General features: G+C 74.6%; 21 protein-coding genes and 1 pseudogene. 6 read left to right on the forward strand and 16 right to left on the reverse strand.

Going from position 1 to position 22,926, the window contains the following annotated elements:
* Window positions 1-161: 161 nt before the first annotated feature.
* Together FB457_RS22050 and FB457_RS22055 are read right to left on the reverse strand one after the other, a co-directional pair.
* A complete protein-coding gene (locus tag FB457_RS22050; RefSeq protein ID WP_145782936.1) occupies window positions 162-1,742 on the reverse strand; it encodes a prenyltransferase/squalene oxidase repeat-containing protein in 1,581 nt (526 codons plus the stop codon).
* Between the two features lie 311 nt (window positions 1,743-2,053).
* Window positions 2,054-2,638 carry a TetR/AcrR family transcriptional regulator gene (locus FB457_RS22055; RefSeq protein ID WP_145782938.1) on the reverse strand — a complete coding sequence of 195 codons (585 nt, stop codon included), beginning with the start codon at window positions 2,636-2,638 and terminating at the stop codon, window positions 2,054-2,056.
* A gap of 349 nt (window positions 2,639-2,987) precedes the next feature.
* Here FB457_RS22055 and FB457_RS22060 point away from each other — a divergent pair, with 349 nt between their 5' ends.
* Window positions 2,988-4,001, forward strand: coding sequence for an SDR family NAD(P)-dependent oxidoreductase (locus FB457_RS22060; RefSeq protein ID WP_047016272.1), 1,014 nt, complete (start codon window positions 2,988-2,990; stop codon window positions 3,999-4,001).
* 144 nt (window positions 4,002-4,145) lie between these two features.
* Window positions 4,146-4,628, forward strand: a complete 483-nt coding sequence (locus FB457_RS22065; protein WP_145782940.1) for an aldo/keto reductase — start codon at window positions 4,146-4,148, stop codon at window positions 4,626-4,628.
* A 114-nt stretch (window positions 4,629-4,742) separates the two neighbouring features.
* On the opposite strand, the gene FB457_RS22070 is transcribed toward FB457_RS22065, so the two are convergent.
* Window positions 4,743-5,231: a hypothetical protein gene (locus FB457_RS22070; protein WP_047020002.1), complete on the reverse strand. Its 489-nt coding sequence runs from the start codon at window positions 5,229-5,231 to the stop codon at window positions 4,743-4,745.
* 266 nt (window positions 5,232-5,497) lie between these two features.
* Here FB457_RS22070 and FB457_RS22075 point away from each other — a divergent pair, with 266 nt between their 5' ends.
* Window positions 5,498-6,040, forward strand: coding sequence for a DUF1707 SHOCT-like domain-containing protein (locus FB457_RS22075; RefSeq protein ID WP_078898264.1), 543 nt, complete (start codon window positions 5,498-5,500; stop codon window positions 6,038-6,040).
* An 18-nt stretch (window positions 6,041-6,058) separates the two neighbouring features.
* Here the strand turns inward: FB457_RS22075 and FB457_RS36310 are convergent, their stop codons facing one another.
* From FB457_RS36310 to FB457_RS22100, 4 genes are all read right to left on the reverse strand, one after another.
* Window positions 6,059-6,367, reverse strand: coding sequence for a J domain-containing protein (locus FB457_RS36310; protein WP_078898653.1), 309 nt, complete (start codon window positions 6,365-6,367; stop codon window positions 6,059-6,061).
* Window positions 6,364-7,143, reverse strand: a complete 780-nt coding sequence (locus FB457_RS36315) for a helix-turn-helix domain-containing protein (RefSeq protein ID WP_486589099.1) — start codon at window positions 7,141-7,143, stop codon at window positions 6,364-6,366. The genes FB457_RS36310 and FB457_RS36315 overlap by 4 nt, the downstream gene beginning before the upstream one ends.
* A gap of 168 nt (window positions 7,144-7,311) precedes the next feature.
* A complete protein-coding gene (locus FB457_RS22095; protein WP_047016273.1) occupies window positions 7,312-9,033 on the reverse strand; it encodes an ABC transporter ATP-binding protein in 1,722 nt (573 codons plus the stop codon).
* Window positions 9,030-12,611, reverse strand: a complete 3,582-nt coding sequence (locus FB457_RS22100) for an MFS transporter (protein ID WP_078898654.1) — start codon at window positions 12,609-12,611, stop codon at window positions 9,030-9,032. Before FB457_RS22100 ends, FB457_RS22095 begins: the two co-directional genes overlap by 4 nt.
* A gap of 238 nt (window positions 12,612-12,849) precedes the next feature.
* Here FB457_RS22100 and FB457_RS22105 point away from each other — a divergent pair, with 238 nt between their 5' ends.
* The 3 genes and pseudogenes from FB457_RS22105 to FB457_RS22115 all read left to right on the forward strand — a co-directional run bounded on the left by FB457_RS22105 (window position 12,850) and on the right by FB457_RS22115 (window position 15,979).
* Window positions 12,850-13,581 carry a TetR/AcrR family transcriptional regulator gene (locus tag FB457_RS22105; protein ID WP_145782941.1) on the forward strand — a complete coding sequence of 244 codons (732 nt, stop codon included), beginning with the start codon at window positions 12,850-12,852 and terminating at the stop codon, window positions 13,579-13,581.
* Between the two features lie 113 nt (window positions 13,582-13,694).
* A pseudogene (locus FB457_RS22110) lies at window positions 13,695-15,222 on the forward strand (MFS transporter).
* Between the two features lie 181 nt (window positions 15,223-15,403).
* The gene (locus FB457_RS22115; RefSeq protein ID WP_253911249.1) at window positions 15,404-15,979 is read left to right on the forward strand and encodes a TetR/AcrR family transcriptional regulator; all 576 of its coding nucleotides are present in this window, start codon (window positions 15,404-15,406) and stop codon (window positions 15,977-15,979) included.
* A 291-nt stretch (window positions 15,980-16,270) separates the two neighbouring features.
* Here the strand turns inward: FB457_RS22115 and FB457_RS22120 are convergent, their stop codons facing one another.
* From FB457_RS22120 to FB457_RS22160, 9 genes are all read right to left on the reverse strand, one after another.
* On the reverse strand, window positions 16,271-16,678 hold the full coding sequence (locus FB457_RS22120; protein ID WP_047016277.1) for a RidA family protein: 408 nt from the start codon (window positions 16,676-16,678) through the stop codon (window positions 16,271-16,273).
* A 108-nt stretch (window positions 16,679-16,786) separates the two neighbouring features.
* The gene (locus FB457_RS22125) at window positions 16,787-17,377 is read right to left on the reverse strand and encodes a hypothetical protein (protein ID WP_047016278.1); all 591 of its coding nucleotides are present in this window, start codon (window positions 17,375-17,377) and stop codon (window positions 16,787-16,789) included.
* A 104-nt stretch (window positions 17,378-17,481) separates the two neighbouring features.
* Window positions 17,482-17,841, reverse strand: a complete 360-nt coding sequence (locus FB457_RS22130; RefSeq protein WP_047016279.1) for a thioredoxin family protein — start codon at window positions 17,839-17,841, stop codon at window positions 17,482-17,484.
* Window positions 17,842-17,854: 13 nt separating this feature from the next.
* Window positions 17,855-18,265, reverse strand: coding sequence for a MerR family transcriptional regulator (locus FB457_RS22135; RefSeq protein ID WP_047016280.1), 411 nt, complete (start codon window positions 18,263-18,265; stop codon window positions 17,855-17,857).
* A 48-nt stretch (window positions 18,266-18,313) separates the two neighbouring features.
* Window positions 18,314-18,961 carry a class I SAM-dependent methyltransferase gene (locus FB457_RS22140; RefSeq protein WP_047016281.1) on the reverse strand — a complete coding sequence of 216 codons (648 nt, stop codon included), beginning with the start codon at window positions 18,959-18,961 and terminating at the stop codon, window positions 18,314-18,316.
* 121 nt (window positions 18,962-19,082) lie between these two features.
* Complete coding sequence (locus FB457_RS22145) at window positions 19,083-20,447, reverse strand: radical SAM protein (protein ID WP_047016282.1); 1,365 nt, start codon at window positions 20,445-20,447, stop codon at window positions 19,083-19,085.
* 101 nt (window positions 20,448-20,548) lie between these two features.
* Window positions 20,549-20,992 carry a RidA family protein gene (locus FB457_RS22150; RefSeq protein ID WP_047016283.1) on the reverse strand — a complete coding sequence of 148 codons (444 nt, stop codon included), beginning with the start codon at window positions 20,990-20,992 and terminating at the stop codon, window positions 20,549-20,551.
* Window positions 20,993-21,059: 67 nt separating this feature from the next.
* Window positions 21,060-22,346, reverse strand: coding sequence for an MFS transporter (locus tag FB457_RS22155; RefSeq protein WP_047016284.1), 1,287 nt, complete (start codon window positions 22,344-22,346; stop codon window positions 21,060-21,062).
* 51 nt (window positions 22,347-22,397) lie between these two features.
* On the reverse strand, window positions 22,398-22,871 hold the full coding sequence (locus FB457_RS22160) for an RrF2 family transcriptional regulator (protein WP_078898265.1): 474 nt from the start codon (window positions 22,869-22,871) through the stop codon (window positions 22,398-22,400).
* Window positions 22,872-22,926: the final 55 nt, after the last annotated feature.

Raw genomic sequence — 22,926 nt, forward strand, 5'->3', positions numbered from 1 at the left:
CCGGGGTCGTGCCGGGGCGCGACGTCGAGGGCCTCACCGCCGGTGCGGCCCTCGGTCGCCGCCGGCGGCCCGGACGCATTCCGGCCGCACCCCGTTCACCGGAGGCCGAACCGCCTGGTGGCCGGCGGCACCGGCCCGTGGTGCCGGAGTGCGGTCGCCGGTCAGGCGGCGTTGTAGGCGATGAGGCGGTTGAGTGCGGTGAGGACCTGGACGTCGGCCAGGACGGGGAAGTCGAAGGGCAGCGGACGCGGACCCGCCTGGTCGGCTATCGAGCTGAAGCCGCCGTCGTCGTGCTGCTGGTCCGTGAGGTACGCCAGCGGCTTGGCGAGATCGGTCCCGGGCGCGTGCCGCGCGAGGGTGGCCAGGGCCTGGGCGGTGGAGAGCACGTCGCTGTCCTTGCCCGGCGTGTGCCCCCAGCCGCCGTCGCTGCCGCGGCTCTCGTCAAGGAACGCCACGGCCTTCGCGGTGGCTTCGCCCGCACGCCGGTGCAGTGCCGTCTCCTCGGCCGGTACGCAGGCCAGGGCGTCCAGGATGCGCAGGATGGCGCTGGACCTGCTCAGCGTCCAGCTCGGCTCGAAGCTGCCGTCCTGCTGCTGGGCGTCGATGAGGACGCCGACCGCGGGAGCCAGCATGGCCCCGTAGCGGCTCCAGGGCAGGGCGATCACCGCGCCGGCCGTCATGTCGAGATCCGAGGTGTGGCCCCGCAGATACGTGGGGAAGCCGCCGGCCTCGTTGGTCCGCGAGCAGAGGTACTCCTCCCCCGCCGCGATGCCGTGGCGGTACCGCCGCGCGTCGAGCAACCGCAGGAGTTCCACGCACCGGGCGGTGTCGTCGACGTCCGTCTGCGTGGTCGCCTCGTTGTACCCCCAGCCGCCGTCGTAGTGCTGCCGCGAGGCGAGGTACTGCCCCATCCGCGCCGCCAGCCGCTCGTGCCCCGGCGCCGACGCCAGCGCCAGCCCGGCGAGCGACGTCACGAAGACCTCCTGCCCGTCGATGAACGGCACCCCGCCGTCCGGGCCGCGCAGCCGCGACAGCGCCTCGATCCCCTCCCGCATCAGCTCGGAACCGGGCCGGAAGGTGTGGAGGGCGTGCAGCGCCACCAGGTGGCACAGGGCGTTCCCCTCCCACACCCGCCTCGCCGGGAAGGCCGCCAGCCGCCGTACGAGCAGCTCCTGGTAATCCGCCAGCTCCTCCCCGGACTCGCCCGCGTCCGCACCCGCGTTGTCGTGGACGTACAGGATCGTCGCCGCGTACAGCGTCAGCTCCGTCCACACCGCCTGCGGCCGCGGAGCGATCTCCCGCGGATCGGGGCGCTTGCCGTCCGGCAGCAGTCCGCACAGCACGAGAATCGTGTCCAGCAGCAGCCGCTTCCGCATCCCGGAGCCGTGCCGGGCCCCGCTCAGCCCCGCGAGCAGCTCGTCCGCCTCGCACGCCCGGCCGGAGAGCGCGTCCACGACCACCCGTTCCAGCGTGCCCTTCGGCTGGGCCCGCTGCAGGTACTCCTGCAGCTCCTTCTGCACCCGCGGCAGCGCCCGCTCCTTGCGCAGCAGCAGCAACAGCAGCGCGGACTCGATGATTCTGCCGGCACACCGGTCCCTCAGCGCGCCCTCGCCGTCCACCTGCACCGCCAGATGCCGCGCGACACGACGCCGTACCTCCCGCACCCCGGGCCGCTGCCCGGAGCCCCCTCCCACGGGCTGCGAAACGGCGTCGGCCGCGGAACCAACCAGTCGATCAGTCATCAAGGACTTCCTTTCGGAAAGGCAAAAGACCCGGCCCGCTGAAACAGCGGACCGGGTTGCGGAGTTGCCGGGTGCTAGGGGAAAGGACAGGCGGTCTCAGGCATTCCGGAGGAGTGCCTGAAAGCCGAAAACCCTGCGGAATCGCGAAGCGCCCGTGAGCGCTGACGGGTGACGGCGATAACCGTCATCCCGGAGAGGGGGGAATCTCACCCTCCGCATAACTGATTTCGGACAGGGGAGACTTGCCGGAAGTGTGACACGGCGTGATCTCCGCGTCAACGGTTCCCCTGTGGCGGCTCGCTCTCAGCCCTTCAGCCGCCTGCCGCGTCCTGCCGCAGGATCGCCGCCGCAGTCTCGCGGGCGTACCGCGCGGGCTCGGTGCTCCGGGAGATGGCGGCGAAGGTGAGGGAGCCGGCGTACAGGATCACGAAGCGGTTCGTGACCGCGTCCGGGTCGGGGACCCCGGTGGCGGCGATCAGGCCGCGGAGGTACGCGCTGACGGCGAGCTGGTGGTCGCGGACCGCGGCGGCGGCGCGGGCGCTGTCCGCACCGATCTCGTTGAAGGCGTTGGTGAACGGGCAGCCGCGGAAGTCCGGTCTGCCGAACCACCACTCCAGCCAGTCGAAGACCGCCAGCACCCGCTCCCGGGGCAGTCCCGTGGCCTCCTTGGCGACGAAATCCGCCAGCTCCCCGCGCACCCAGCGGTCGCGCCGCCTGAGGTACGCCTCGACCAGCTCGTCCTTGGAGCGGAAGCAGCGGTAGAGGCGCTTGAGGGAGACGCCGGCGGTGTCGCGGATCCGGTCCATACCCACCGCGCGGATGCCGTGGGCGTAGAAGAGCCGGTCGGCGGCTTCCAGTACGCGCTCCCTGGCGGCCTCGTTCTCCGCGTCGTCCATGTCCGCTGCTCCCGTCCCCGTCCGCGTCCCCGCCGTCACGTCCCGCTGCGCCGCCCTCAACGTACCGGCCCTGTCCCGATCACGTCGCGGCGGCGTCCGCCACTTGAGAACGACCGTTCTCGACATTACCCTCTGGACGGAGAACGGTCGTTCCCCGGCCGTTCCACACCGTCGGTGCCGGCGGGCCCGGAACAGGGGACCGGGTCCGCCACGCACCGACACGCGCGCACCCGGATGACCGGCGGAGCGCGCCGCCGGAGCGCGGCGGGCACCGGGGCCCGCGGCCCTCCGGCAACCCGCCCGTGTCGGGTTTGCGAGAGAGCGCCCTCCAGGTCGTAGCGTCCCCGGCATGACCCACACGACCACTCCGCAGCAGCGCACAGGCTCCGGCTTCGGCGCCAGGAGCACCACCGCCGACGTCCTGCGCGGCGTCGACCTGAGCGGCCGGCTCGCCGTCGTCACCGGCGGCTACGTCGGTCTGGGGCTGGCGACGACCCGCGCGTTCGTACGGGCCGGGGCCCGCGTCGTCGTACCGGCCAGGCGGCGCGACGCCGCCGAGCAGGCGCTCGGCGGCCTGGCGGGCGAGGGCCCCGGCGCCGCCGAGGTCGACGAGATGGACCTCGCCGACCTGGACAGCGTCCGCGGCTTCGCCGACCGGTTCCTCGCCTCCGGCCGCTCCCTCGACCTCCTCGTCAACAACGCCGGCGTCATGGCCAGCCCCGAGACCCGCGTCGGTCCGGCCGGCTGGGAGGGGCAGTTCGCCGTCAACCACCTCGGCCACTACGCCCTCGCCAATCACCTCCGCCCCGCCCTCGTCCGCGACGGCGGCGCCCGCGTCGTCGCGCTCTCCTCCCGCGGCCACCACCTCTCCGGCATCCGCTGGGACGACCCGCAGTTCCGCGCGGAGCCGTACGACAAGTGGCTGGCGTACGGCCAGTCGAAGACCGCGAACGCGCTCTTCGCCGTCCACCTCGACGCCCTCGGCCGGGACGCGGGCGTCCGGGCGTTCAGCGTGCACCCCGGGGAGATCCTCACGGAGCTCGCCCGCCACATCCCCCGCGAGGAGCAGATCGCGCAGGGCTGGATCGACGAGGACGGCAAGGTCAGCGACGCCTTCAAAACCGCTGAGCAGGGCGCCGCCACCCAGGTCTGGGCGGCGACCTCGCCGCACCTGGCCGGCCTGGGCGGCGTGTACTGCGAGGACTGCGACGTCGCCGAGCGGGCGGGCGCCGGCGGCGAGGGGGAACTGCGCGCGGGCGTACGGGACTACGCCACCGACCCGGACCAGGCCGCCCGGCTGTGGGCGCTGTCGGCGGAGCTGACGGGCGTCGAAGCCTTCGGGGCGGCGTCCAGCCGGGCGTGAGCGGCGCCCAGCCGGGCGGGAGCACGTCCGGCCGGGCGGGGGCAGCGTCCGGCCGGGCGGGGGCAGCGTCCGGCCGGGCGGGGGCAGCGTCCGGCCGGGCGGGATCCGGGCCCAACGGCCCTTCCGCTGCTGAGAGTTGCGTGCATGGAGATGCGACGGCTGGGGGCGGATGGCCCGCGGGTGGCCCCGATCGGGCTCGGCTGCAGTGCGATGTCCGGGGCGTACGGGGTGCTCTCCCGCGGCCTGCTCTCCGGCAGCTACCGTCCCGTGGCCGACGCGACCGGCGCACGCTCCCATCTGCCGCGCTTCCAGGACGGCAACGTGGCGGCCAACCTGGCGCTGGTGCAGAACCTGCGGAAGATCGCCGGGCCGCGCGGCATCACGGTCGCGCAGCTCGCGATCGCGTGGGTGCTGGCGCAGGGGCGCGCGGGGACGCGGCCGGAGGGCGACGTCGTCGCGCTGGTCGGGGCGCGGCGCCCGCAGCGGGTCACGGACGCGGTGGCGGCGGCGGAACTGGAGCTGACGGACGAGGAGTTGGCGGCGGTCGAGCGCGCCGTGCCGCGTACGGCCGTGGCGGGCGAGCGGTACGGCGCGGCGGCGATGGCACACCTGGACAGCGAGCGGTAGGACGCGCGGCCGGTACGCGGACGGGCCCGCGACACGGAAGCGGGCCCGCCGGCGTCGTACGGCCGGCGAACGGCCGGCCGGCGTGGACGCCGACCGGCCTGCGGCGCCGGACCGTCAGCAGCGCTTCTCGGACGCGCCCTGGTTGGCCAGCGGCGCCCCCTCGACGCGCAGCGTGCCGACCGCGGCCGTGCACTCGTTCGCGGTGGCCGTGCCCTGCGTCCAGAACTCCTGCTGCGTGGTGTCGTTGCGGGTGAGCTTGCCGACCACGGCGTCCCGGTCGTAGCTGAACACCCCGAGCGTCACGTCGTACGGCTTCGCGCCGGTGTGGAAGCTGTCCCACACCCACAGGTAGCCGTAGTTCTCCTTGCACGACGGCGAATAGAACTGCTTCACCGACGCGACGGTCGCGCCGCTCCGCTTGATGTAGCCGGTCGCTCCGATCTGGTAAGCATCGTCACAGACCCCGGCGGCCTGGGCCCGCTTGCTGTCGGGGTTGCCCTGGGCGGTGGGCGCGGTGGCCGCCGCCCGGTCGCTCTTGCCCGAGGGCGCCGGCGCGGGCCCGCTGCCCGCGTAGGCGGCGCCGGCGGGGGTGAGGACCAGCACGGTGGCGGCGGCCGCCAGAGCGAACTTCCTGATACGGGTGGAACGCATAGCTGTACTCCCTTTTCTGGACACAGAGGGATTTCAGAAGCATACGGCTCATGCCCCGGATACCCGGTAAGACCCGTGACGCCCAGGGAGGGTTGTAGAAGCAACCGGCGCAAATCCCCCGATCTTTCAGGCCCGGGACAGGGATCGCACGACGCGTATCGCGGCGCAGGCGCACCGGGCCGGGCGGCGGCGTACGCGGGCGGCGCTAGAGTGAGCGCGTGACCTCCCCTCCGGACGACGCATCGACGCTGGTCGGCGACGGCGAACGGGACGACGGCGCCCGGCGGTTGCGGGACGCGTACGCCGAAGGACGGCTGACCCGCGAGGACATGGACGCGCGCCTCGACCGCGTGCTCACCGCCACCACCCGCGGCGAACTGGCCGAGGCCCTGGCGTCGTTGCCCGCGGAGGACCCGGGCACGTCGGCCGCGATCGGGGCCGCGACCGGGCGGGTGAAGCGGAGCGGCGCATGGCGGGTACCGCGGACGCTGAGGGTGGAGTCGGCGCTGGGGCGCGTGCGGCTGGACCTGTCGCGGGCGGTCATCGAACACCCGGTGGTCGACATCGTGCTCAACGTCGGCACCGGCAGGGCCTCGATCACCGTTCCGCACGACGCCGTGGTCGACCTCGACGGCGTGCAGACCGGCATGAAGGACTCCGTCTACAAGCCCCCGCGCAGGCCCGCGGCCGGCGGGCCGACGATCCGGATCTCCGGGGTCATGGGCTTCGGCCGGCTGACGGTACGGCACGCGCGCCGCTGACCGGCCACGGGCCGGGCGTCAGCCGTCGAGGCCGACACGGACGAGGAGATCGCCGCGGATGTCCTCCCTGACGCGGGGCATGCCCAGCCCGCGCAGGCGGAGTGCCTGGCCGTCGCGGACGGCGGCCGGGATGCGGACGTGCTTCCCGCCGTCGATCAGGGTCGGTACGAGGGCGGTGGTGCCCCCGGCCACCTGCTCCTGGGGCAGCAGGACGTGGACGTGGAGGTCGTCGCCGTCGCGGGTGAAGCGGGGGTGCGCCCGCTGAGCCACCTCGACGTAGAGGTCCGCCGGGGGGCCGCCGCCCGGGCCGATCCCGCCCTCATTCAGCCCGCGTCCGCGAACGGGCCTTCCTCGTCGGGAGGCTGGCCGTCCGCGAACGGCGGCGGATCCCCGGGAAAGCCGAAGAAGCGGAGGAACTTCTCGGCCTCGTCCTTCCGGCCCGTCGCCCGTACGTCCTCGGCCATGCGCGCCGCCAAGTGCACCATCTCGGGGTCGTCGCTGTTGAACCCGAGCCAGCTCATCAACTGCTCGGCGACGTACTCCTCCGGCGGCACGCCCCCCTCCGGCTCCGGCTCGTACTCGGGCTCGTGCTCCGGCCCGGGCTCGGGCTCGGCTTCCGGTGCGTACAGCAGGTCGCGGAAGGGCGGGGCGACCTCGCTGTTGTTCGCCGCGGCGGAGAGCCGGGCGAGGAGCCCGATGCGCTCCACCGTGCCCTCCACCTGCTCGTCGTTGCGCGCGAGCCACCAGACGACGGCGCTGCCGGGGTCCTTGAGCACGTCGTCGGAGAGGTACCTGCGCTTGTTCCGCTCGAGGGCGCGCCGGACCAGGCCGTACGCCGCCAACACCTCACCGTCATGGCTCGCAGGAGAACGCCGGGCGGGCGCGGCGCGCTCGGGTACGAGGGCGGCGAGCGTGCCGCCCGCGCCGAGCGCGGTGTCGCACCATCGGGCGAGCTCCGGCGTGGGGCTCTTCTGCCCGGTCTCGACCTTGCTCAGATGGCTCTTGCTGTAGTGCACCAGCGCGGCGAGGCGATCGAGCGTGAGCCCCGCCGCCAGGCGCCGCCTGCGGAGTTCGGGCCCGAACCCGTACGTGGGCTCAGGCATCCGGCCTCCCCCGAGAGGGCCCCTGTCGCGGCCTTCGGTCGCCGGCACCAGTCAGCGTGCGGCAGCGGACTCGGGTGGAACAAGGCGAATGTGGCTGTTTCCCGTTTCCCATACGGAGAGTGAACGAACCGGCCTCCTCGGCTGTCGAGACTGCGCCTGCGCCAATCGTCAGGGGGCGGTGGTGGGGGCTGGGGTGTGGGTGGCGTGGTGGAAGGCGGTGTAGGGGCCGTTGCGGGACAGGAGGGTGTCGTGGGTGCCCTCTTCGGTGATGCGGCCCGCGTCGAGGAAGACGATGCGGTCCGCGCGGCGGACCGTGCGCATGCGATGGGCCACGATGACGACCGTGCGGCCGGCCATGAGGCGTTCGATGCCCTGGTGGACGGCCGCCTCGTTCACCGGGTCCAGGGCGGAGGTGACTTCGTCCAGCAGGACGACCGGGGCGTCCTTCAGCAGCGCGCGGGCTATCGCCACCCGTTGCCGTTCGCCGCCGGAGAGTGCGGTGCCTCCTTCGCCGACGTCGGTGGCCCAGCCGCCGGGGAGGCGGTCGATCACCTCGTCGAGCCGGGCGGCGGTGGCGGCGGCGCGGACCTCGGCTGCGGTGGCGTCGGGGCGGCCGAGGCGGACGTTGTCCTCGATGGTGCCGGCGAAGAGGTAGACGTGCTGGAAGACGATGGCGATCTTGGACATCAGGGTCTCGGTGCTGATCGCCCGGACGTCCTGGCCGCCGACGCGGACGGCGCCCGCGTCGACGTCGTGGAAGCGGGTGAGCAGGTGCAGCAGGGTGCTCTTGCCGGCGCCGGACGGGCCGACGACCGCGAGGCGTTCGCCTTCGGCGACCGTGAGGGAGACGCCGTCGAGGACCGTGCGGTCGCCGTGGCGGAAGGTCACCGCGTCGAACTCCAGCCGGTGGCCCGCCGGCTCGACCGGGTCGGCGGCTTCGGGGAGGGGTTCCGTGCGCAGCACCGTGTCGAGCTTCGTCACCACCGTGCGGGCGGCGCGGAACTTGCCCGCCACGTCCGACAGGGACAGCAGCGGGTCTGCGCAGCGGGCGGCGAGGACGAGGGTCGCCAGCACCTCGGCCGCACCGATGTCGCCTTCGAGGGCGAGGTAGGCGCCGAGGGCGAGGAGCGTGGTGAAGAGCGCCTGCACGGTGAGCGTGAGGCCCAGCGCGCCCGGCAGGACGGACAGCGTGGTGCGCCGGGAGGCGCGCTGCACGGCGTGCAGGGAGTCGTCCAGCAGCCGGAACCGCTCGGCGGACCTGCCGCCGGCGCGCAGCACGGGCTGGGCCTGGAGGTACTCGACGACGCGCCCGGCGGCCTCGTGGTCGCGTGCGGCGCGTTCCTCGTCGGCGGCGGCCATCGACCGGCTCGTCCAGACCTGCACGGCGGCGACCACCGGGACGGCGGCGAGCGCGGCCAGCCCCAACTGCCAGTTGAAGACGAGCATGACGGCGACGATCGTCAGCGGGGTCACGGCGGCGGAGAGGGACGGGGCCAGCAGGTGCGCGATGACGCTCATGGCCTGGAGCACGCCCTGTCCCGCGAGGGCGGAGACCTCGCCGACGCGGCCCGCGCCGTACCAGCCGACGGGCAGCCGGGCGAGGTGGTCGCCGAGCCGGTGGTAGAGCCCGCGCAGCAGCTCGACGCCGACGCGGAAGCCGGCGAGGTCGCTGGTGAACCGCAGCGCGCCGTAGAGTGCGAAGACGGCAGCGAAGGCGATCAGCCAGGGCCAGGCGTCCTCGGGCGAACTGCCGAACAGGGCGCGCAGGACGGGGACGAGCAGCGCGTAGGAGAGTCCCTCGACGACCGCCGTCGCCAGCATGAGCGCGACGGTGCGGCGCAGAGGGCGGGCGTGCTGGTGTCCCAGCACCCGCAGGAGGGTGCGGATCATCGGGGCTCGTCTCCTTGCAGCGCGCTGCCGGGGGCTTTCGCCGTGCGGACGGGGCCGGGTGCGGGGTCGGGGGCGGGCGTCACGAGGTGTGGCCGGGGTGCGGTGGCCGGTGAGGCGGGTGGTGCGTCGCCGGGGGCCGGCTCGGCCGCGGGCCCGGTTTCTCCCCTCGTCACGTCGGCGGTGGGCAGCGGGCCCGGGTCGTGTGCCGTCGCGGACCGGTGCGCGTGCCAGAAGTCGGCGAACCTGCCGCCGCGGGCCAGGAGTTCCGCCGGGCTGCCCTGTTCTGCGATCACCCCGTCCGCCAGCATCACGACGGTGTCGGCCTCGGCGACGGTCTCCAGGCGGTGGGCGATGATCAGCGTCGTGCGGTCGCCGCCGGCCGGTGCCGCGAGGGTGCGGCGCACCGCCAGCTCGGTCTGCGGGTCGGCGAAGGAGGTCGCCTCGTCGAGGACGAGCACGGGGGCCGCGGCGAGCAGGGCGCGGGCGAGGGAGAGGCGCTGGGCCTCGCCGCCGGACAGCTCGGCCTCCTCGCCGACCACCGTGTCGTAGCCGCGGGGCAGTTCGAGGATCCGGTCGTGGATGTGCGCCCGGCGGGCGGCGCGGATGACGTCCTCCCTGCCGGCCTCGGGTACGGCGAGGGCGATGTTGTCGGCGACGGAGGCGCGCAGGAGGCGGACGTCCTGGAAGACGAACGAGACCGCGCGGCAGAGGTCCGGGCCCGCCATGTCGCGCAGGTCGACGCCGCCGAGGAGGACCGCGCCCCGGTCGGGGTCGAAGAACCGCGGCAGCAACTGGACCAGGGTCGACTTCCCGCTGCCCGACGGGCCGACGACCGCGGTGACGGTGCCCGGTTCGAGGACCAGATCGATCCCGCGGAGCACCTCGCGCTCCGCGCCGTAGCCGAACCGGACGCCGCGCAGCTCGACGCGGTGGCCCCGCGGCGTACGCGGGCGCGCGGGCTGCGGCAGCGGATCGACGTCGAGCACGTCCCGGATGCGGCCCACGGCGCGGCGGGCGCCTTGCAGGTCGTCGAAGCCGTGGCCGAGGGCGGCGACGGGCGCGGTGAGGCCGAGGCCGAGGAGCAGGAAGGGCAGCAGGTCGGCGGGGGCCAGCGCCCCGGACGTGATCATGGAGGTGCCGCCGACGAGCACGACCAGCAGCACGAACGGCGGCGACAGCGCCACCTGCATGCCCGCGCCGATCGGGGAGAGGCCGTGGACCATCCGCGTGAAGGTGTCGGCGAAGTCGTCGGCGGCGGTACGGAACGCACGGTGCGCGCGCTCGCCGCCGCCGAACGCCTTGACCTCGGCGATCCCCTGCGCGAACTCGACGGAGGCGCTGGAGATCCGGCCCATGGCCGCGTCGAACTCCTCCTGGTCGCGCACCCGCGCGGGGGCCATGAACAGCGGCACGTGCGCGAGCGCGACGGCCACCGGGATGAGCGTGAGGAGCGTGAGCCGCCAGTCGACGGTGAAGAGGTAGGCCAGCGAGGCGGCCGGTACGACGAAAGCGGAGATCAGCTCGCTGGGCGCGTGGGCGATGAGCGGGTGCATCGCCGCCACGTCCTCCCCCACCACCTTGGCGAGTTCGCCGGTACGGCGGCGGGAGAACCAGCCCAGGGGCACACGGCCCAGGCGGGCGGCCAGCCGGCGCCGGAACGCCAACTGCACCCGGCCGTCGAGGAGATGCCCGGCGCCGGACGACGCCGCCGTGAAGAGGAGCCGCACGAGCAGCCCCGCGGCACCCACCGCGACGACGGCCCAGACCCGGTCGCGGTCGACGGGGCCGGGGGCCAGCAGCGTGCGGCCCAGCTCGACGACGGCGAGCAGCGGCACGAGTCCCGCGAGGGCCCCGACGACCTGGAGGAGGACGACGGCGGCGAACCCGCGGAAGTGCGGGCGGAGGAGTCCGGAGACCGTACGAGAGGGCGCGGGCGGCGCGGGCACGGGGCGTCTCTCGGCGGGGCGGGCGTCCCCGTCCGGCGATGCGGGCGGAGTCCGCGCCGGGTCAGCCTGCGTGCCGGCCGCGTGCGGGGTCGCCGGCACCGCGCCAGCGTCCGCGGACGGCGCCTCGGCATCCGGCGGCACCGGGACGGCTTCTGCACGTACCGCATCGGCCTCCGGCCGCGGACCGCCGGCGTCCGGAGGCGGCGGGCCCTCCTCCGCGCGGCGCGGTAGCACCGTCGTGGCGATCAGGACCGCCACCACCAGCAGCGCCGCGCAGAGCATCAGGCCCAGTGCGTATCCGTTGTTGAGGGACGCCGCGCTCGGGGACTCCCCCGTCCGGTGGTGGGCCGCGGTGCCGAGGGCCGCCAGACCCAGGGCGGCGCCCAGTTGGCGGGCGCTGTTGAGCAGGCCGGACGCCATGCCCGCCTCGTGGGCCGCCACGCCGCCGGTGGCGACGCTGACCAGCGGGCCGAGGACGAGGCCGAAGCCGACGCTGGCCAGGATCGAGGGCCCGAGCACGTCCGCCGCGTACGTACCGTCCGCGTCCATGAGCCCGAACCAGGCGAAGCCGGCCGCCGTCAGCAGTCCGCCGCCGGCGAGCAGGAGCCTCGGCGCGTACCGGTAGCCGAGCTTCACCGCGAGCACCGAGCCGGCGACCACCCCGAGGGCGAACGGCAGGAACTGCAGGCCGGTCTCGGCCGGGCCGTTGCCCAGGACCCGCTGGAGGTAGAGCGACATGAAGTAGAACGACGAGGCCATCGCGGCACCGATCACCAGCGTGTACGTGATCGCGCCGAGCACCGCGCGGTTCGCGAGCAGGCCGAGGCGGACCAACGGGTCCCGGCCGGTGGTCCGTTCGACCGCGACGAACGCCGTCAGCAGCGCGAGGGCGACGGCGAGCGTCGTGACCGTGACGGCGGAGGTCCAGGCGTGCCGGTCCGTACGGACGATGCCGAACACCAGCAGCGACATGCCGCCCGTCGCCAGCACTCCCCCGAGAACGTCGGGACGGCCCTGCTCCCGGGCCCGCTCCCCGCGCCACTCCACGCCCCCGCTCGTGCCACGGTCCCCGCCGCCGACGAGCCCCCGTGGCCCGTCGGTCGCGACGCCGCGCCAGGTCATCGCCAGCGCGACCAGCGCCATCGGCACGTTCACGAACATCACCCAGCGCCAGCCCGCGTACTCCGTGAGCACTCCCCCGATCAGCACCCCCAGCGCGCCGCCCGCGGCGTTCATCGCGCTCCAGATGCCGAACGCCCGGACCCGCGCCCGCCCTCCCGGGAACGTCGCCGTCAGCAGCGCCAGCCCTGCCGGGGCGAGGGCCGCGGCGCCGACGCCCTGCGCGGCCCGCGCCGCGACCAGGTGCCCGGGCTCGGTGGCGAAGCCGCCGAGGAGCGAGGCGGCGCCGAAGAGGCCGAGGCCGACGAGCAGCATCCGCTTCTGCCCGTAGCGGTCGGCGGCCTTGCCGCCCAGCAGGAGCAGCCCGCCGAACGTGAGCGCGTACGCGTGGATGACCCACGTGAGGCCCACCTCGCCGAAGCCGAGGGCGGCGCCGATCTCCGGCAGCCCGACGTTCACCACCGACAGGTCCAGCGAGACCAGGAACTGCACCACCGCCGCCGTGGCCAGCACGAGCCCCGCCCGCGCCGCGCCCCCGGAGCCCTTCGCCGGCCCCTCCCGGCCCGGCGCCGCTCCCGGGTCCGCCGTCCCGGCCCGCTCCCCCGTCATGATCCCTCCCGTGGTCCACCGACTTCCGGAACATGTTCCGGAACACGTTCCTAAAGTACACCACCCCTCGGACAGCACCCCGGAAATACCACCTGACCAGCGTCGATTTCCCCGGCAACCCCCGGGGCAGGATGATGGGACGGTGCCCGGACAACGAGACCGCCGACAGCCCGCCGCGACACCCGCCGACCGCACGGACCGCACGGACCGCCCCGGCCGCACCGGCCGGCCGCGCTCGACGTCGCGCGCCGAGATCCTCGCGGCGGCCCGCCGGGTCATCGACCAGGACGGCTGGGAGACGCTGACCGTCCGCCGCCTGGCCGCCGAGATCGGCGTCGGAACGACGACGCTCTACCACCACGTGCACAACAAGGACGACCTCGTGGTCGAGCTGGTCAACCAGCACCTCGACCAGCTCGCGCGCCCCGAGCTGCCCGACGACCCGCGCGAGCGCATCGTCGTCGCCGCCACGACGATGCACGACGCGCTCACCAACTGGCCCTGGGCGGCGGAGGCGCTGACCGCGGACGGCTTCATCGGGCGGCTCGGCGACTCCGCCCTGTGGATCGTGGAGACGATCGTCGCCGGCGCGGTGGCCGCCGGGGCCACGCAGGAGCAGGCCGTCGACGTCTTCCGGAGCATCTGGTACTACACCGTCGGCGAAGTCCTCGTCCGCGCGCGCTCCGACCGCCGCCGCGCCGACGTCGGCACCGCCGACCTGGCGTACGGCCTGCGCCGCCTCGATCCGTCCCGCCAGCCGCAGTTGGCGGCCATCGGCGACCTGTGGCCGGAGCGCTCGGCCGTCGACCTGTATCCGCAGGTCCTGCGGATCATCGTCGACGGACTCCTCGCCACGACCGGCCGGACCGCCTGAGCCCGCCCCACCCCACTCCCTCACCGACGCCTGCCCAACAATTTGAACAAAACAACAACTAGAACTATCGTTCAAAAAGAGGCCAGTCGTCCACACCGCCGAGGGAGCCCCGCATGACCACGCCCGTCACCCGCCGCGCAGGACCCCGGGAGTGGGCGGGGCTCGCCGTGCTCGCCGTGCCGACCGTGCTGCTCGGGCCTGGACGTCACCGTCCTCTACCTCGCGCTCCCCGCGCTCGCCGCCGAGTTGCGCCCCAGCGGCACCCAATCCCTGTGGATCATGGACGCGTACGGCTTCCTGATCGCCGGATTCCTCGTCACCATGGGCACGTTGGGCGACCGCTTCGGCCGCCGCCGGCTGCTGCTCGTCGGCGCTGCCGCCTTCGCGGCCGCGTCGGTCGCCGCCGCGTACGCCCCCAGCGCGGAGGCGCTCATCGCCGCCCGCGCGGCGCTCGGGGTCGCCGGGGCGACGCTGATGCCGTCGACGCTCGCGCTGATCAGCAACATGTTCACCGACGCCCGCCAGCGCGCGCTGGCCATCGGCATCTGGGCGACGATGTTCGCGCTGGGCATGGCCGCCGGGCCGCTCGTCGGCGGGGCCCTGCTGGAGCGCTTCTGGTGGGGTTCGGCGTTCCTCGTCGCCGTACCGATGATCGCGGTGGTGCTGGTCGCGGCGCCATTCCTGCTGCCCGAGTACCGGGCGCGCCAGGACGGGCCCTTCGACCTCCCCAGCGTCGCGCTGTCACTCGCCGCGATCCTGCCCGTGGTCTACGCGGTCAAGCACGTCGCCGCCGAGGGGACCGGCGGCCTGGGCGGGATCACGGTGCCGGCGCTGGCCGCCGGGGCGGCCGCGGGGGTGTGGTTCGTACGGCGGCAGCGCACGCTCGCCGCGCCGCTGCTGGACCTGCGGCTCTTCGCCGAGCGGACCTTCGGGGTGGCGCTCGGGCTGCTGCTGGTCGGGCTCGTCGGTGTCGGCGGGGTGATGTATCTGGTCACGCAGCACCTGCAGTTGGTCGAGGGCATGACGCCGCTGGCCGCGGGGGTGTGGATGGGCCCGCCGGCGCTGATGATGTTCGTCGCCGCGATCGGGGCGCCGCTGCTGGCGCGCAGAGTCCGTCCGGGGTACGTCGTCGGGGCGACGCTCGGCGCGTCCACGGTCGGGTACGGGCTGCTCGCCACCGTCGACCGCGCGGACGGCGCGGCCCCGGTCGTCACCGGCTTCGCGCTCGTCTATCTCGGGCTCGGCGCCCTCGCCGCGCTCGGTACGGACCTGGTCGTCGGCTCGGCGCCGCCGGCGAAGGCGGGCTCCGCGTCCGCGCTGTCGGAGACGGTGCAGGAACTGGGGCTCGCGGTGGGGGTCGCGGTGCTGGGAAGCGTCACGACGGTGGTGTACCGCGCCCGGATGGAGGGGTGGATCCCGGCCGGGCTGCAGGGCGGCGCGCGCGAGGCGGCGGGCGACAGCCTCCCGGCCGCCGTGGAGGCGGAGGTGCCGGTGCAGGTGCTACGGCGGTCGGAGGAGGCGTTCGTCTCCGGGCTGAACGTGGCCACGGGGATCATGGGGGTCGCGGTGGCGGCGCTCGCGGTGGTGGCGGCGGTGGCACTGCGGGGAGTGGGGCCGGCCCGGGAGGAGGAAGGCGGCTGAGCGCGGTGGCCGGTTCAGGGGTGCGCGGCCCGTAGCGCCGGGGCCTGCTGCCTCGTACGGCTCCGCGACCCGCATCGTACGGGCCGCTCCCCCGGCCCGTACGGGCCCGCCGGCCGCCGCGCCCCCGACTACCCTGGTCCCACCCACCACCCCGACGGGAGCCCGCATCGTGGAGCACGGCGTGACGCGCCGCAAGGCCGAGCCCGTCACCGACGGCCGCCGCGCCCGCGGCGCGCGCCGCCGGGCGGAGATCATCGAGGCCACGCTCCGCGTCGTCCAGCGCGACGGCGCCGGCGGCGTCACGCACCGCACCGTGGCCCGCGAGGCGGACGTCACCACCAGCCTCACCGCGTACTACTTCGCCACCCTCGACGACCTGCTGGTGGCGGCGCTGTCCACGGTCGCCGACGAGTACACCCGCCGGCTGCACGAGATCATCGAGAGCGACACCGACGACCTCGAAGGACTCGCCGCCCTCGTCGCCTCCGCGGGCGGCGAGGGCCGCCGGCGCGCGCTCGCCGAGCGCGAGTTGTCCACGATGGCCGCCCGCCGCCCCGCCCTGCGGCCGGTCGCGCGGCGGTGGCGGGAGGTGGTGGCGCAGATCGGCGAGCGGCACTCCACCGACCCGCGGGCGGTCGACGCGCTCGTCGCCGCGACGGACGGGCTGTGCGCGGACATCCTGCTCACCGACGCCCGCCCGGACGTCCGCCGGATCCGCGCCGTGCTCGCGCACAGCCTGCGGACCGGCGAGGACTAGGCCCTGTCCGACAAATCCCGCCTGCGTCTGGGGGTACCGCCCACGTGCGCGCAGCGAAGTGAGGGGAGCCTGGCACGCACGCTCGCTGCGTTGTCGGATCGACCGAAGAGGCCCGCTATGCGGTCGGCCCTCCGCCTTGCGATCGCACGCACCAGACGCCTGGGGGTACCGCCCAGACGCGCCTGCACACTGTGGGGGAGCCCGCCCACAGTGCGGACGGCGCTATGTGCCCGACAGGGCCTAGAGGCCGGGAGGGCTCAAGGGGCGGGAAGGGCTAGAGGGCGGGAAGGGCTAGTCGACCACCGCGGCGACGGCCTCGATCTCCACGAGCTGGTCGTGGTAGCCGAGGACGGTGACGCCCATCAGCGTGCTGGGCACGTCGTGTTCGCCGAAGGCGTCCCGTACCACCCCCCACGCCTTCACCAGATCCTCCTGGCGGGTGGAGGCGACGAGGACGCGGGTGCTGATCACGTCCGGCAGCGCGGCGCCCGCGTCCGCAAGCGCGGTGCGCAGGTTCTCGACGGACTTGGCCGCCTGCCCGGCGAAGTCCCCGACCGCGGCGGTGGAGCCGTCCGCGTTCAGCGGGCAGGCGCCCGCGAGGAAGATCAGCCGGGCCTCGGCGGGCGCCGTGGCGGCGTAGGCGTACTCGGCGACGTCCGACAGGGAATCGGAGCGGATGAGTGTGACGGCACGGGGCACGGGCAACTCCTTCTGAGCGGGGATCGGGCACCTACGACCCTCGCAAGGACCGGGCCCCGCCCGCCACGCATTTCTCTACGCCCCCGAGAGCGCCGGCAGTCCCGGGCGTTACACGGGGCAGGGGTGGTAGTGCAGGCTCAGCGCCTCGTCGACGGCCGTGCTGGTGCGGGTGGAGGCGGCGATGACCTCCGGCCAGGAGCCGTACTTGGCGTAGAGCTGGTCGGCCGTCGGGCCGAGAGGGTTGCCGTACTTGGCCTGGTTGCGCTCCTCCAGGACGCGCACCTCTTCCGGCGACATCCCGGCGCGGGTGATCTCCTTGGCCTGGTTGCGCATGTCGACCAGCTTCCTGGCGACCTCCTCGTCGGACGCGCCGTCCGCCCGCATCCGGGCCTCCGTGCGGCGCATGTCCTCCAGCAGCCCGTGGTAGCGCATCCGGGTCTGCTGGGCCTCGGCCTTCTCGTCCCACGGCAGCACCCGGATCCGGCACACGACGGGATCGGGGCTGGGGCAGGGCTCGGCGGCCGGGGCGGGCGGTGCGAGCGGGGCGGTGATGACGGAGCCGCAGGCTCCGGACGGGCAGGCGGCGGCGGGGTCCGCGGCCGGGCCCGTGAGCAGGGCGGCGGCGGTGAGGAGGGGCGCGAAGAGGAGCAGGAGGGCGCGCCGTAGCCGGTCCGCGCCGCGGGGAACGTATACAGACATACGCGGAGCTTTGCCCCGGGTACGCATACGGTCCCGCAGGCGCACCGGCGACGCCCCCGCCCGGCGGACGCCCCGCCCACCGCCGTGCCCCCTGCGGCCCCGGGTCAGATCACGCCGTCGAGGTCCCGCAGGAGGCGGGCCCTGGAGCGGGCGCCGACCACGGACCGTACGGGCTCGCCGCCCTGGAAGACGAGCAGCGTCGGCACCGCGAGGACGCCGTGCGCGACGGTCGTCAGCGGATTGTGGTCGACGTCGAGGCGTACGGCCCTGACCCGGTCGCCCAGTTCGGCGGCGAGCGCGCCGATGACCGGGGTGAGCTGCTTGCACGACGGGCACCACTGGGCGGTGAACTGCACCAGCACCGGCACGTCCGCGCGCAGCACCTCCTCGGCGAAGGTCTCGTCCGTGACGTACGGAACGCCCTGGGTGGTCGTCTGCGGTGTCGTCCCCGGTGTGGTCGTCATGTGGCCTCTCCCGTCAGCCGCAGCACAGCGGCACGTCTCCGTCGGTCCCGGCCGCGCCGCACGGCGCCGGCAGCGCCTCGGCGCGCGCCAACTGCGCGGTCAGGTGGTCGCGCGCCGCCCGCAGTTCGGCCATCAGCCCGTCCAGCTCGGCGATCTTCCTGCGGTACACCGCGCGCGCGTCGGGGCACGAGTCGCCCGCCGGATGGCCGGCGCGCAGGCACTCCACGAACGGGCGGGTGTCCTCCAGCTCGAAGCCGAAGTCCTGCAGCGTGCGGATCTGCGCGACGAGCCGCAGGGCGTCGTCGCCGTACACGCGGTGGCCGTTGGCGCCGCGGTCGGCGGCGGGCAGCAGCCCGCGCGACTCGTAGTAGCGCAGGGTCCGCGTGCTGACCCCGGCCCTCTCGGCGAGTTCCCCGATGCGCATACGGCCGACGTTAGACGTTGACGCCGACGTCAGGACAAGCGCGGGACCCTACGCTTCCGGCCGGCGGGCCAGGACGTAGGCGCGCGTCGTCTCGGGCTCCTGGGGGTAGTGGGCGCGCTCCAGCGTGGCCTCGACCTCGAAGCCGGCGGCGCCGAGCAGGGCGGCCACCGCCGCCGGCTCCAGGAAGCGGAAGTCCACGTCGACCGGGTGCCCCCACCAGTCGTCCAGGTGCCGCACCTCGGTGCCGACGTGGAACGAGACCAGCAGCCGCCCGCCGGGCCGCAGCACCCGGCGGGCCTCCGCGAACGCGGGCGCCAGTTCCTCCGGTGCGAGGTGGATGACCGAGTACAGCGCGACCGCCGCGCCGAACTCGCCGTCCGCCGCGGGCAGCCGCAGCAGGTCGCCCTCGCGGAACTCCGCCGCCGGGTGCTCGCGCCGGGCGAGCGCGACCATGCCGGGCGACAGGTCGATACCGACCGCCCGCGCCCCGTGCGCCGCGAGCCACCCCGTGACGTGCCCGGGGCCGCAGCCCAGGTCGGCGACCGGGGCGCCGTCCCCAGCCTGCTCCAGGACCGCCGCGAGCAGCGCCCGGTCCAGCGGCTTGTGCGCCAGCTCACCGCCGACGGTGCCGAGATAGGTCTCCGCCACGGTGTCGTAGCTGGTCCGGGTCCTGTCGTGGTCTCCCGCGCGCGCCATGGGGCACAGCATCCCACCACGACCGCGCGGTCACGCAGGCGCCCTCGCGCCTCGCGCCCGCGCGGTCGTCGGCACCGTCACGTCGGCGCGGCGTCACCTCGGCGGCGTCACGTCCGCACCGTCACGTCCGTGCCGGAACCGCGGCCTCCGAGGCGTCGTCCGGCAGCGGCATCGAGTCCATGAAGGAGCTGACCGAGAACACCGCGCGCCCCGCCCCCGGCGGCCCGTACCCCGGAGGGGACGAGAGACCGTGGGTGTCCAGCGCGTCCTGGTACGTCTCCAGCAGCCGGATGTGGTACTCCAGCGGCGCGCCCTCGGGGTTGGCCTTGCCCAGCGGCGTCGTCGGCTCCGGGCACCAGGTGGTGAACCGCGGCACGACCCCGTGCGACATGAAGAAGTCCAGCCCCTCGCGCGTGGACGCGATGGCCTCGTCGACCGTCGTGAAGCCGAACGGCTCGGCCATCTCCACGCCCGCGACGAAGTTGGGGATGACGTTCGAGGGACCGAAGACCTCCGCGGAGTCGAGGATGCGGCGGTGCCACTCGTCGCGGCCGACGTAGCGCTCCTTGCCGGGGCAGTACAGCTCGAAGAGCCGCCGGTCCCACACCTCGAAGTTGGGGTGGTAGATCTGCGCGCCGTAGTCGCGGAAGCGCTGCACGTCGGCCTTGGGCAGCGCCTGGGCGACGACCTTGCCGATCCAGCGGCCCGGGAAGCGCTCCTCGATGGCCTTGGCGTACTGGCCGTAGAAGTCGGCCTCGTCCTTGCCGCCGATGTGGGAGGTGACGGCGCCGCCGGTGAGGGTGTACGCGGTGGAGGTCTTCGCGGTGTCGTACCGGTCGATGATCTCCAGCGCCTCCAGCACCTCCTCCACCGGCTTCACGCCCGTGTACGGGCGGCCCGCGGCCTTGTGCTGGCGCCAGTTGTGGTTGATGTCGCAGTACTGGCACTCCTCCTTGGCGCCGAAGTACTGGCAGACGCGGAAGACCGTGAGGTAGATCAGGTAGCCCCACTGGATGGTGGGCGCGACCTCCATGACGGACTTCCCGTTGGCGAGCTTGTGCCGGTAGTAGTCCGGCATCGGCGGCAGCCCGACGTCGGCGATGCGCACGCCGTCGAGGTAGAGCCCGAGGGCCCCGTCGTCGCCGGGCTTCACGCGGTACGGGGACGAGGGGTTGACCCGTACGGAGACGACCGTGCGGCGCAGGTCGTACGGGCCGCCGGTGAGGACGACCTCCTCCGGCGGGCGGTTGAGCGCGGCGGCGCCCAGCTCGGGGAGCGTGCCGTGGTCGAAGGAGAAGATGAAGTACGACTTCGGCTTCACCTCGCCGGAGCCGTCCTCGCCCGCGCCGCTGAGCGCGGAGTCGTCGAAGGCCATCCCGCCGCGCAGCAGGTCTTCCTTGATCACGGCCTCTCTGGGCACGTGCGGGAAGCGGGCCATCAGGCCCTCGACGAGGTCGGTCCGGCTGCCGCTGGCTGCGGTGGGCATGTACGTGCTCCTTCCCGGCGTCCGTGGCGGAGCGACGCCGCACCCTCCATTGAACACGGACGGCCTCCCGTCCCGGGCGCCGGGGGAGCTGACGTGCCGCGTCAGCGGGGACCGGCGGCCGCCCCGGGGGCGCCGGTCCCCGCGGCCGGCACGGCTCGTACGGCCACCGCGTCGACCTCGAAGAGCATCTCCGGCAGCGCCAGCGACGCCACTCCGACGAGCGTCTGCGCGGGCGGCGAGCCGCCCCACACCCGGTGCAGCGCGGCGAGGACGGTCTCCAGCCGCTCGCGGTCGTGGCCGACGACGTACGTGCCGAGGCGCACGACGTCCTCGACGCCGAGCCCGGCGGCCGCCAGCGCGGTGCGGAGGTTGGCGAAGGACCGCTCGACCTGGGTGGCGAAGTCGGCGGAGACGACGGCTCCGGTCTCGTCGGAGGCGTACTGGCCGGCGATGAAGACCGGCCGGCCGGGAGCGGTGGCGACGTGGCTGTAGCCGTATCCGGTCGGGTCGTGGAGCTGCGGGGGGTTGTGGAGCGTGCGGGTCATGGCCGGTGTGTCCTTTCGGGTGAATCCGGAACGGGTGCGGGGGTGTTCGGGGTGGCGCCGGGTGGGCTCACGGCGTCTCGGCGGGCGCGGCGGTGCGGGCGGCGGCGGGCGGTATGCGTGTCGTACGGGTGCACAGGACTACCGCCGCGAGGGTGAGGATCGCCCCCGCCGCCGGCGCCGCCCCCAGCGCGACCGCGTCGACGAGTACGCCCCCGAGCGCCGCCCCCGCCGCGATGGAGAGGCAGAAGGCGGCGACGTACAGCGAGGTGGCCGCCTCCGCGGCCCGCGGGGCGGCGGCCAGGAACCACGACTGCAGGCCGACCGAGACGCCGCCGTACGCCAGCCCCCAGCCGGCGAGCAGCAGCACGGCGGGCACCGCTCCCCCGCCGGCCGCCGCGCCGGCCGGGCCGGGCAGCGCGGGCAGGAGCGCCGTCGCGACCAGCGCGGCGGCGAGCCCGGTGGCGACGGTGAGCACGGTCCGCCGCGGGTTGCGGGCGGCGGCGGCGCCGGCCAGGAAGTTGCCGGCCAGCCCGGCGGCGCCGTACCCGAGCAGCAGCACGCCGACGAGGCCGTCCCCGACGCCGTAGCGCTCCTGGAGGACCGGCCGGATGAAGGTGTACGCGAGGAAGTGCCCGGTGACGAGGAGCACCGTCAGGACCAGGCCCGCCCGCACCGCCGGGCTCTCCCGCGGCAGCCGGGCGAGGTCGGCGGGGCGCAGCCCCCGTTCGGCGGGCAGCCGCGGGAGCAGCAGCACCAGGGCGGCGAGCACCGCCAGCGCGAGCGCGCCGAGGACGGCGAAGGCGACGCGCCAGCCGCCGAGTTCGCCGGTGAGGGTGCCGGCCGGGACGCCGAGCACGGAGGCGGCCGAGACGCCGCCGAAGATGACGGCGGTGGCCCGGGGCACCTCGCGCTCCGGCACGAGCCGCAGCGCGAGCCCGCCGGCGAACGCCCAGAAGCCCCCGATGCTCACCCCCAGCAGCACGCGGGCACCGAGCACGACGGCGAAGTGCCCGGCGAGCGCGGAGGCCGCGTGCGCGGCGACCACCAGGGCCATCAGCCCGGCCAGCACCAGCCGCCGGTCGGCCCGCCCGGCGGCCACCGCGAGCAGCGGCGCGGAGACGGCGGCGACGAGGCCGGGGACGGTGACCATGAGTCCCGCGGTGCCGGCGGAGACGCCCAGGTCCCGGCCGACGGGGGTGAGCAGGCCGACGGGCAGCAGCTCGGCGGTCATCACGGTGAAGATCCCGAGCGTGACCGCGGCGACGGCGAGCCGGCCACGAACGGCGGAGCGCGCGGGCGCCGGCGGCTCCGCGGGGGCCCCGGCCGCGGTGTGCTTTTCCTGGATATTCGACATCCAGAATCACTCCCTGCTCCGGCACCGGCCGGTCCGTATCGGAAAGGTCCGTCAGCCGTTCGCGAGCCAGCGCCGCAGCCGCTCGGGCGCGGCGGGCGCCTGCGCCTCCGCCTGCTCCCGCACGTCGTCCAGCGTCTGCCCGGCCAGCTCCCGGCGCCACGCCAGCTCGGCGCGCGCCATCGCGTGCGCGAAGGCGCACGGCGGCCGGTAACTCGCGGGCGCCCCGCCGCCGGGCCCCTGCTGCCGGATCTCCGTGCAGCGGAACACCTCGTCGGGGCCCTCGACCGCGGCGACGACGTCCATCAGCGTGATCCGCGCCAGCGGCCGGGCGAGCCGGAAGCCGCCGCGCGGCCCGGAGGCGGAGACGACGATGCCGGCCCGGACGAGGGCCTGGAGCTGCTTGTTGAGATACGGGGCGGGGAGCTCGTGGTACGCCGCGAGGCGGGCCGCCGTGACGGGGCGGTCGGGGCCGGCCCACGCCAGGTTCAGGCAACTGTGCAGCGCCCACTCGACGCCCTCGCTCATCCTCATGATTCTGGATATTAAACCTCCAGAATTACCAACGCAAGCAGGAGAACTG

The organism is Streptomyces sp. CNZ287, assembly GCF_007827615.1.

What these genes read in the sequence shown, in the direction of transcription:
- FB457_RS22050 (WP_145782936.1), bottom strand. Translation starts at nt 1,742, where the DNA reads ATGACTGATCGACTGGTTGGTTCCGCGGCCGACGCCGTTTCGCAGCCC.
- FB457_RS22055 (WP_145782938.1), bottom strand. Translation starts at nt 2,638, where the DNA reads ATGGACGACGCGGAGAACGAGGCCGCCAGGGAGCGCGTACTGGAAGCC.
- FB457_RS22060 (WP_047016272.1), top strand. Translation starts at nt 2,988, where the DNA reads ATGACCCACACGACCACTCCGCAGCAGCGCACAGGCTCCGGCTTCGGC.
- FB457_RS22065 (WP_145782940.1), top strand. Translation starts at nt 4,146, where the DNA reads ATGGAGATGCGACGGCTGGGGGCGGATGGCCCGCGGGTGGCCCCGATC.
- FB457_RS36315 (WP_486589099.1), bottom strand. Translation starts at nt 7,143, where the DNA reads ATGCCTGAGCCCACGTACGGGTTCGGGCCCGAACTCCGCAGGCGGCGC.
- FB457_RS22095 (WP_047016273.1), bottom strand. Translation starts at nt 9,033, where the DNA reads ATGATCCGCACCCTCCTGCGGGTGCTGGGACACCAGCACGCCCGCCCT.
- FB457_RS22125 (WP_047016278.1), bottom strand. Translation starts at nt 17,377, where the DNA reads ATGTCTGTATACGTTCCCCGCGGCGCGGACCGGCTACGGCGCGCCCTC.
- FB457_RS22130 (WP_047016279.1), bottom strand. Translation starts at nt 17,841, where the DNA reads ATGACGACCACACCGGGGACGACACCGCAGACGACCACCCAGGGCGTT.
- FB457_RS22135 (WP_047016280.1), bottom strand. Translation starts at nt 18,265, where the DNA reads ATGCGCATCGGGGAACTCGCCGAGAGGGCCGGGGTCAGCACGCGGACC.
- FB457_RS22140 (WP_047016281.1), bottom strand. Translation starts at nt 18,961, where the DNA reads ATGGCGCGCGCGGGAGACCACGACAGGACCCGGACCAGCTACGACACC.
- FB457_RS22145 (WP_047016282.1), bottom strand. Translation starts at nt 20,447, where the DNA reads ATGCCCACCGCAGCCAGCGGCAGCCGGACCGACCTCGTCGAGGGCCTG.
- FB457_RS22150 (WP_047016283.1), bottom strand. Translation starts at nt 20,992, where the DNA reads ATGACCCGCACGCTCCACAACCCCCCGCAGCTCCACGACCCGACCGGA.
- FB457_RS22155 (WP_047016284.1), bottom strand. Translation starts at nt 22,346, where the DNA reads ATGTCGAATATCCAGGAAAAGCACACCGCGGCCGGGGCCCCCGCGGAG.
- FB457_RS22160 (WP_078898265.1), bottom strand. Translation starts at nt 22,871, where the DNA reads ATGAGCGAGGGCGTCGAGTGGGCGCTGCACAGTTGCCTGAACCTGGCG.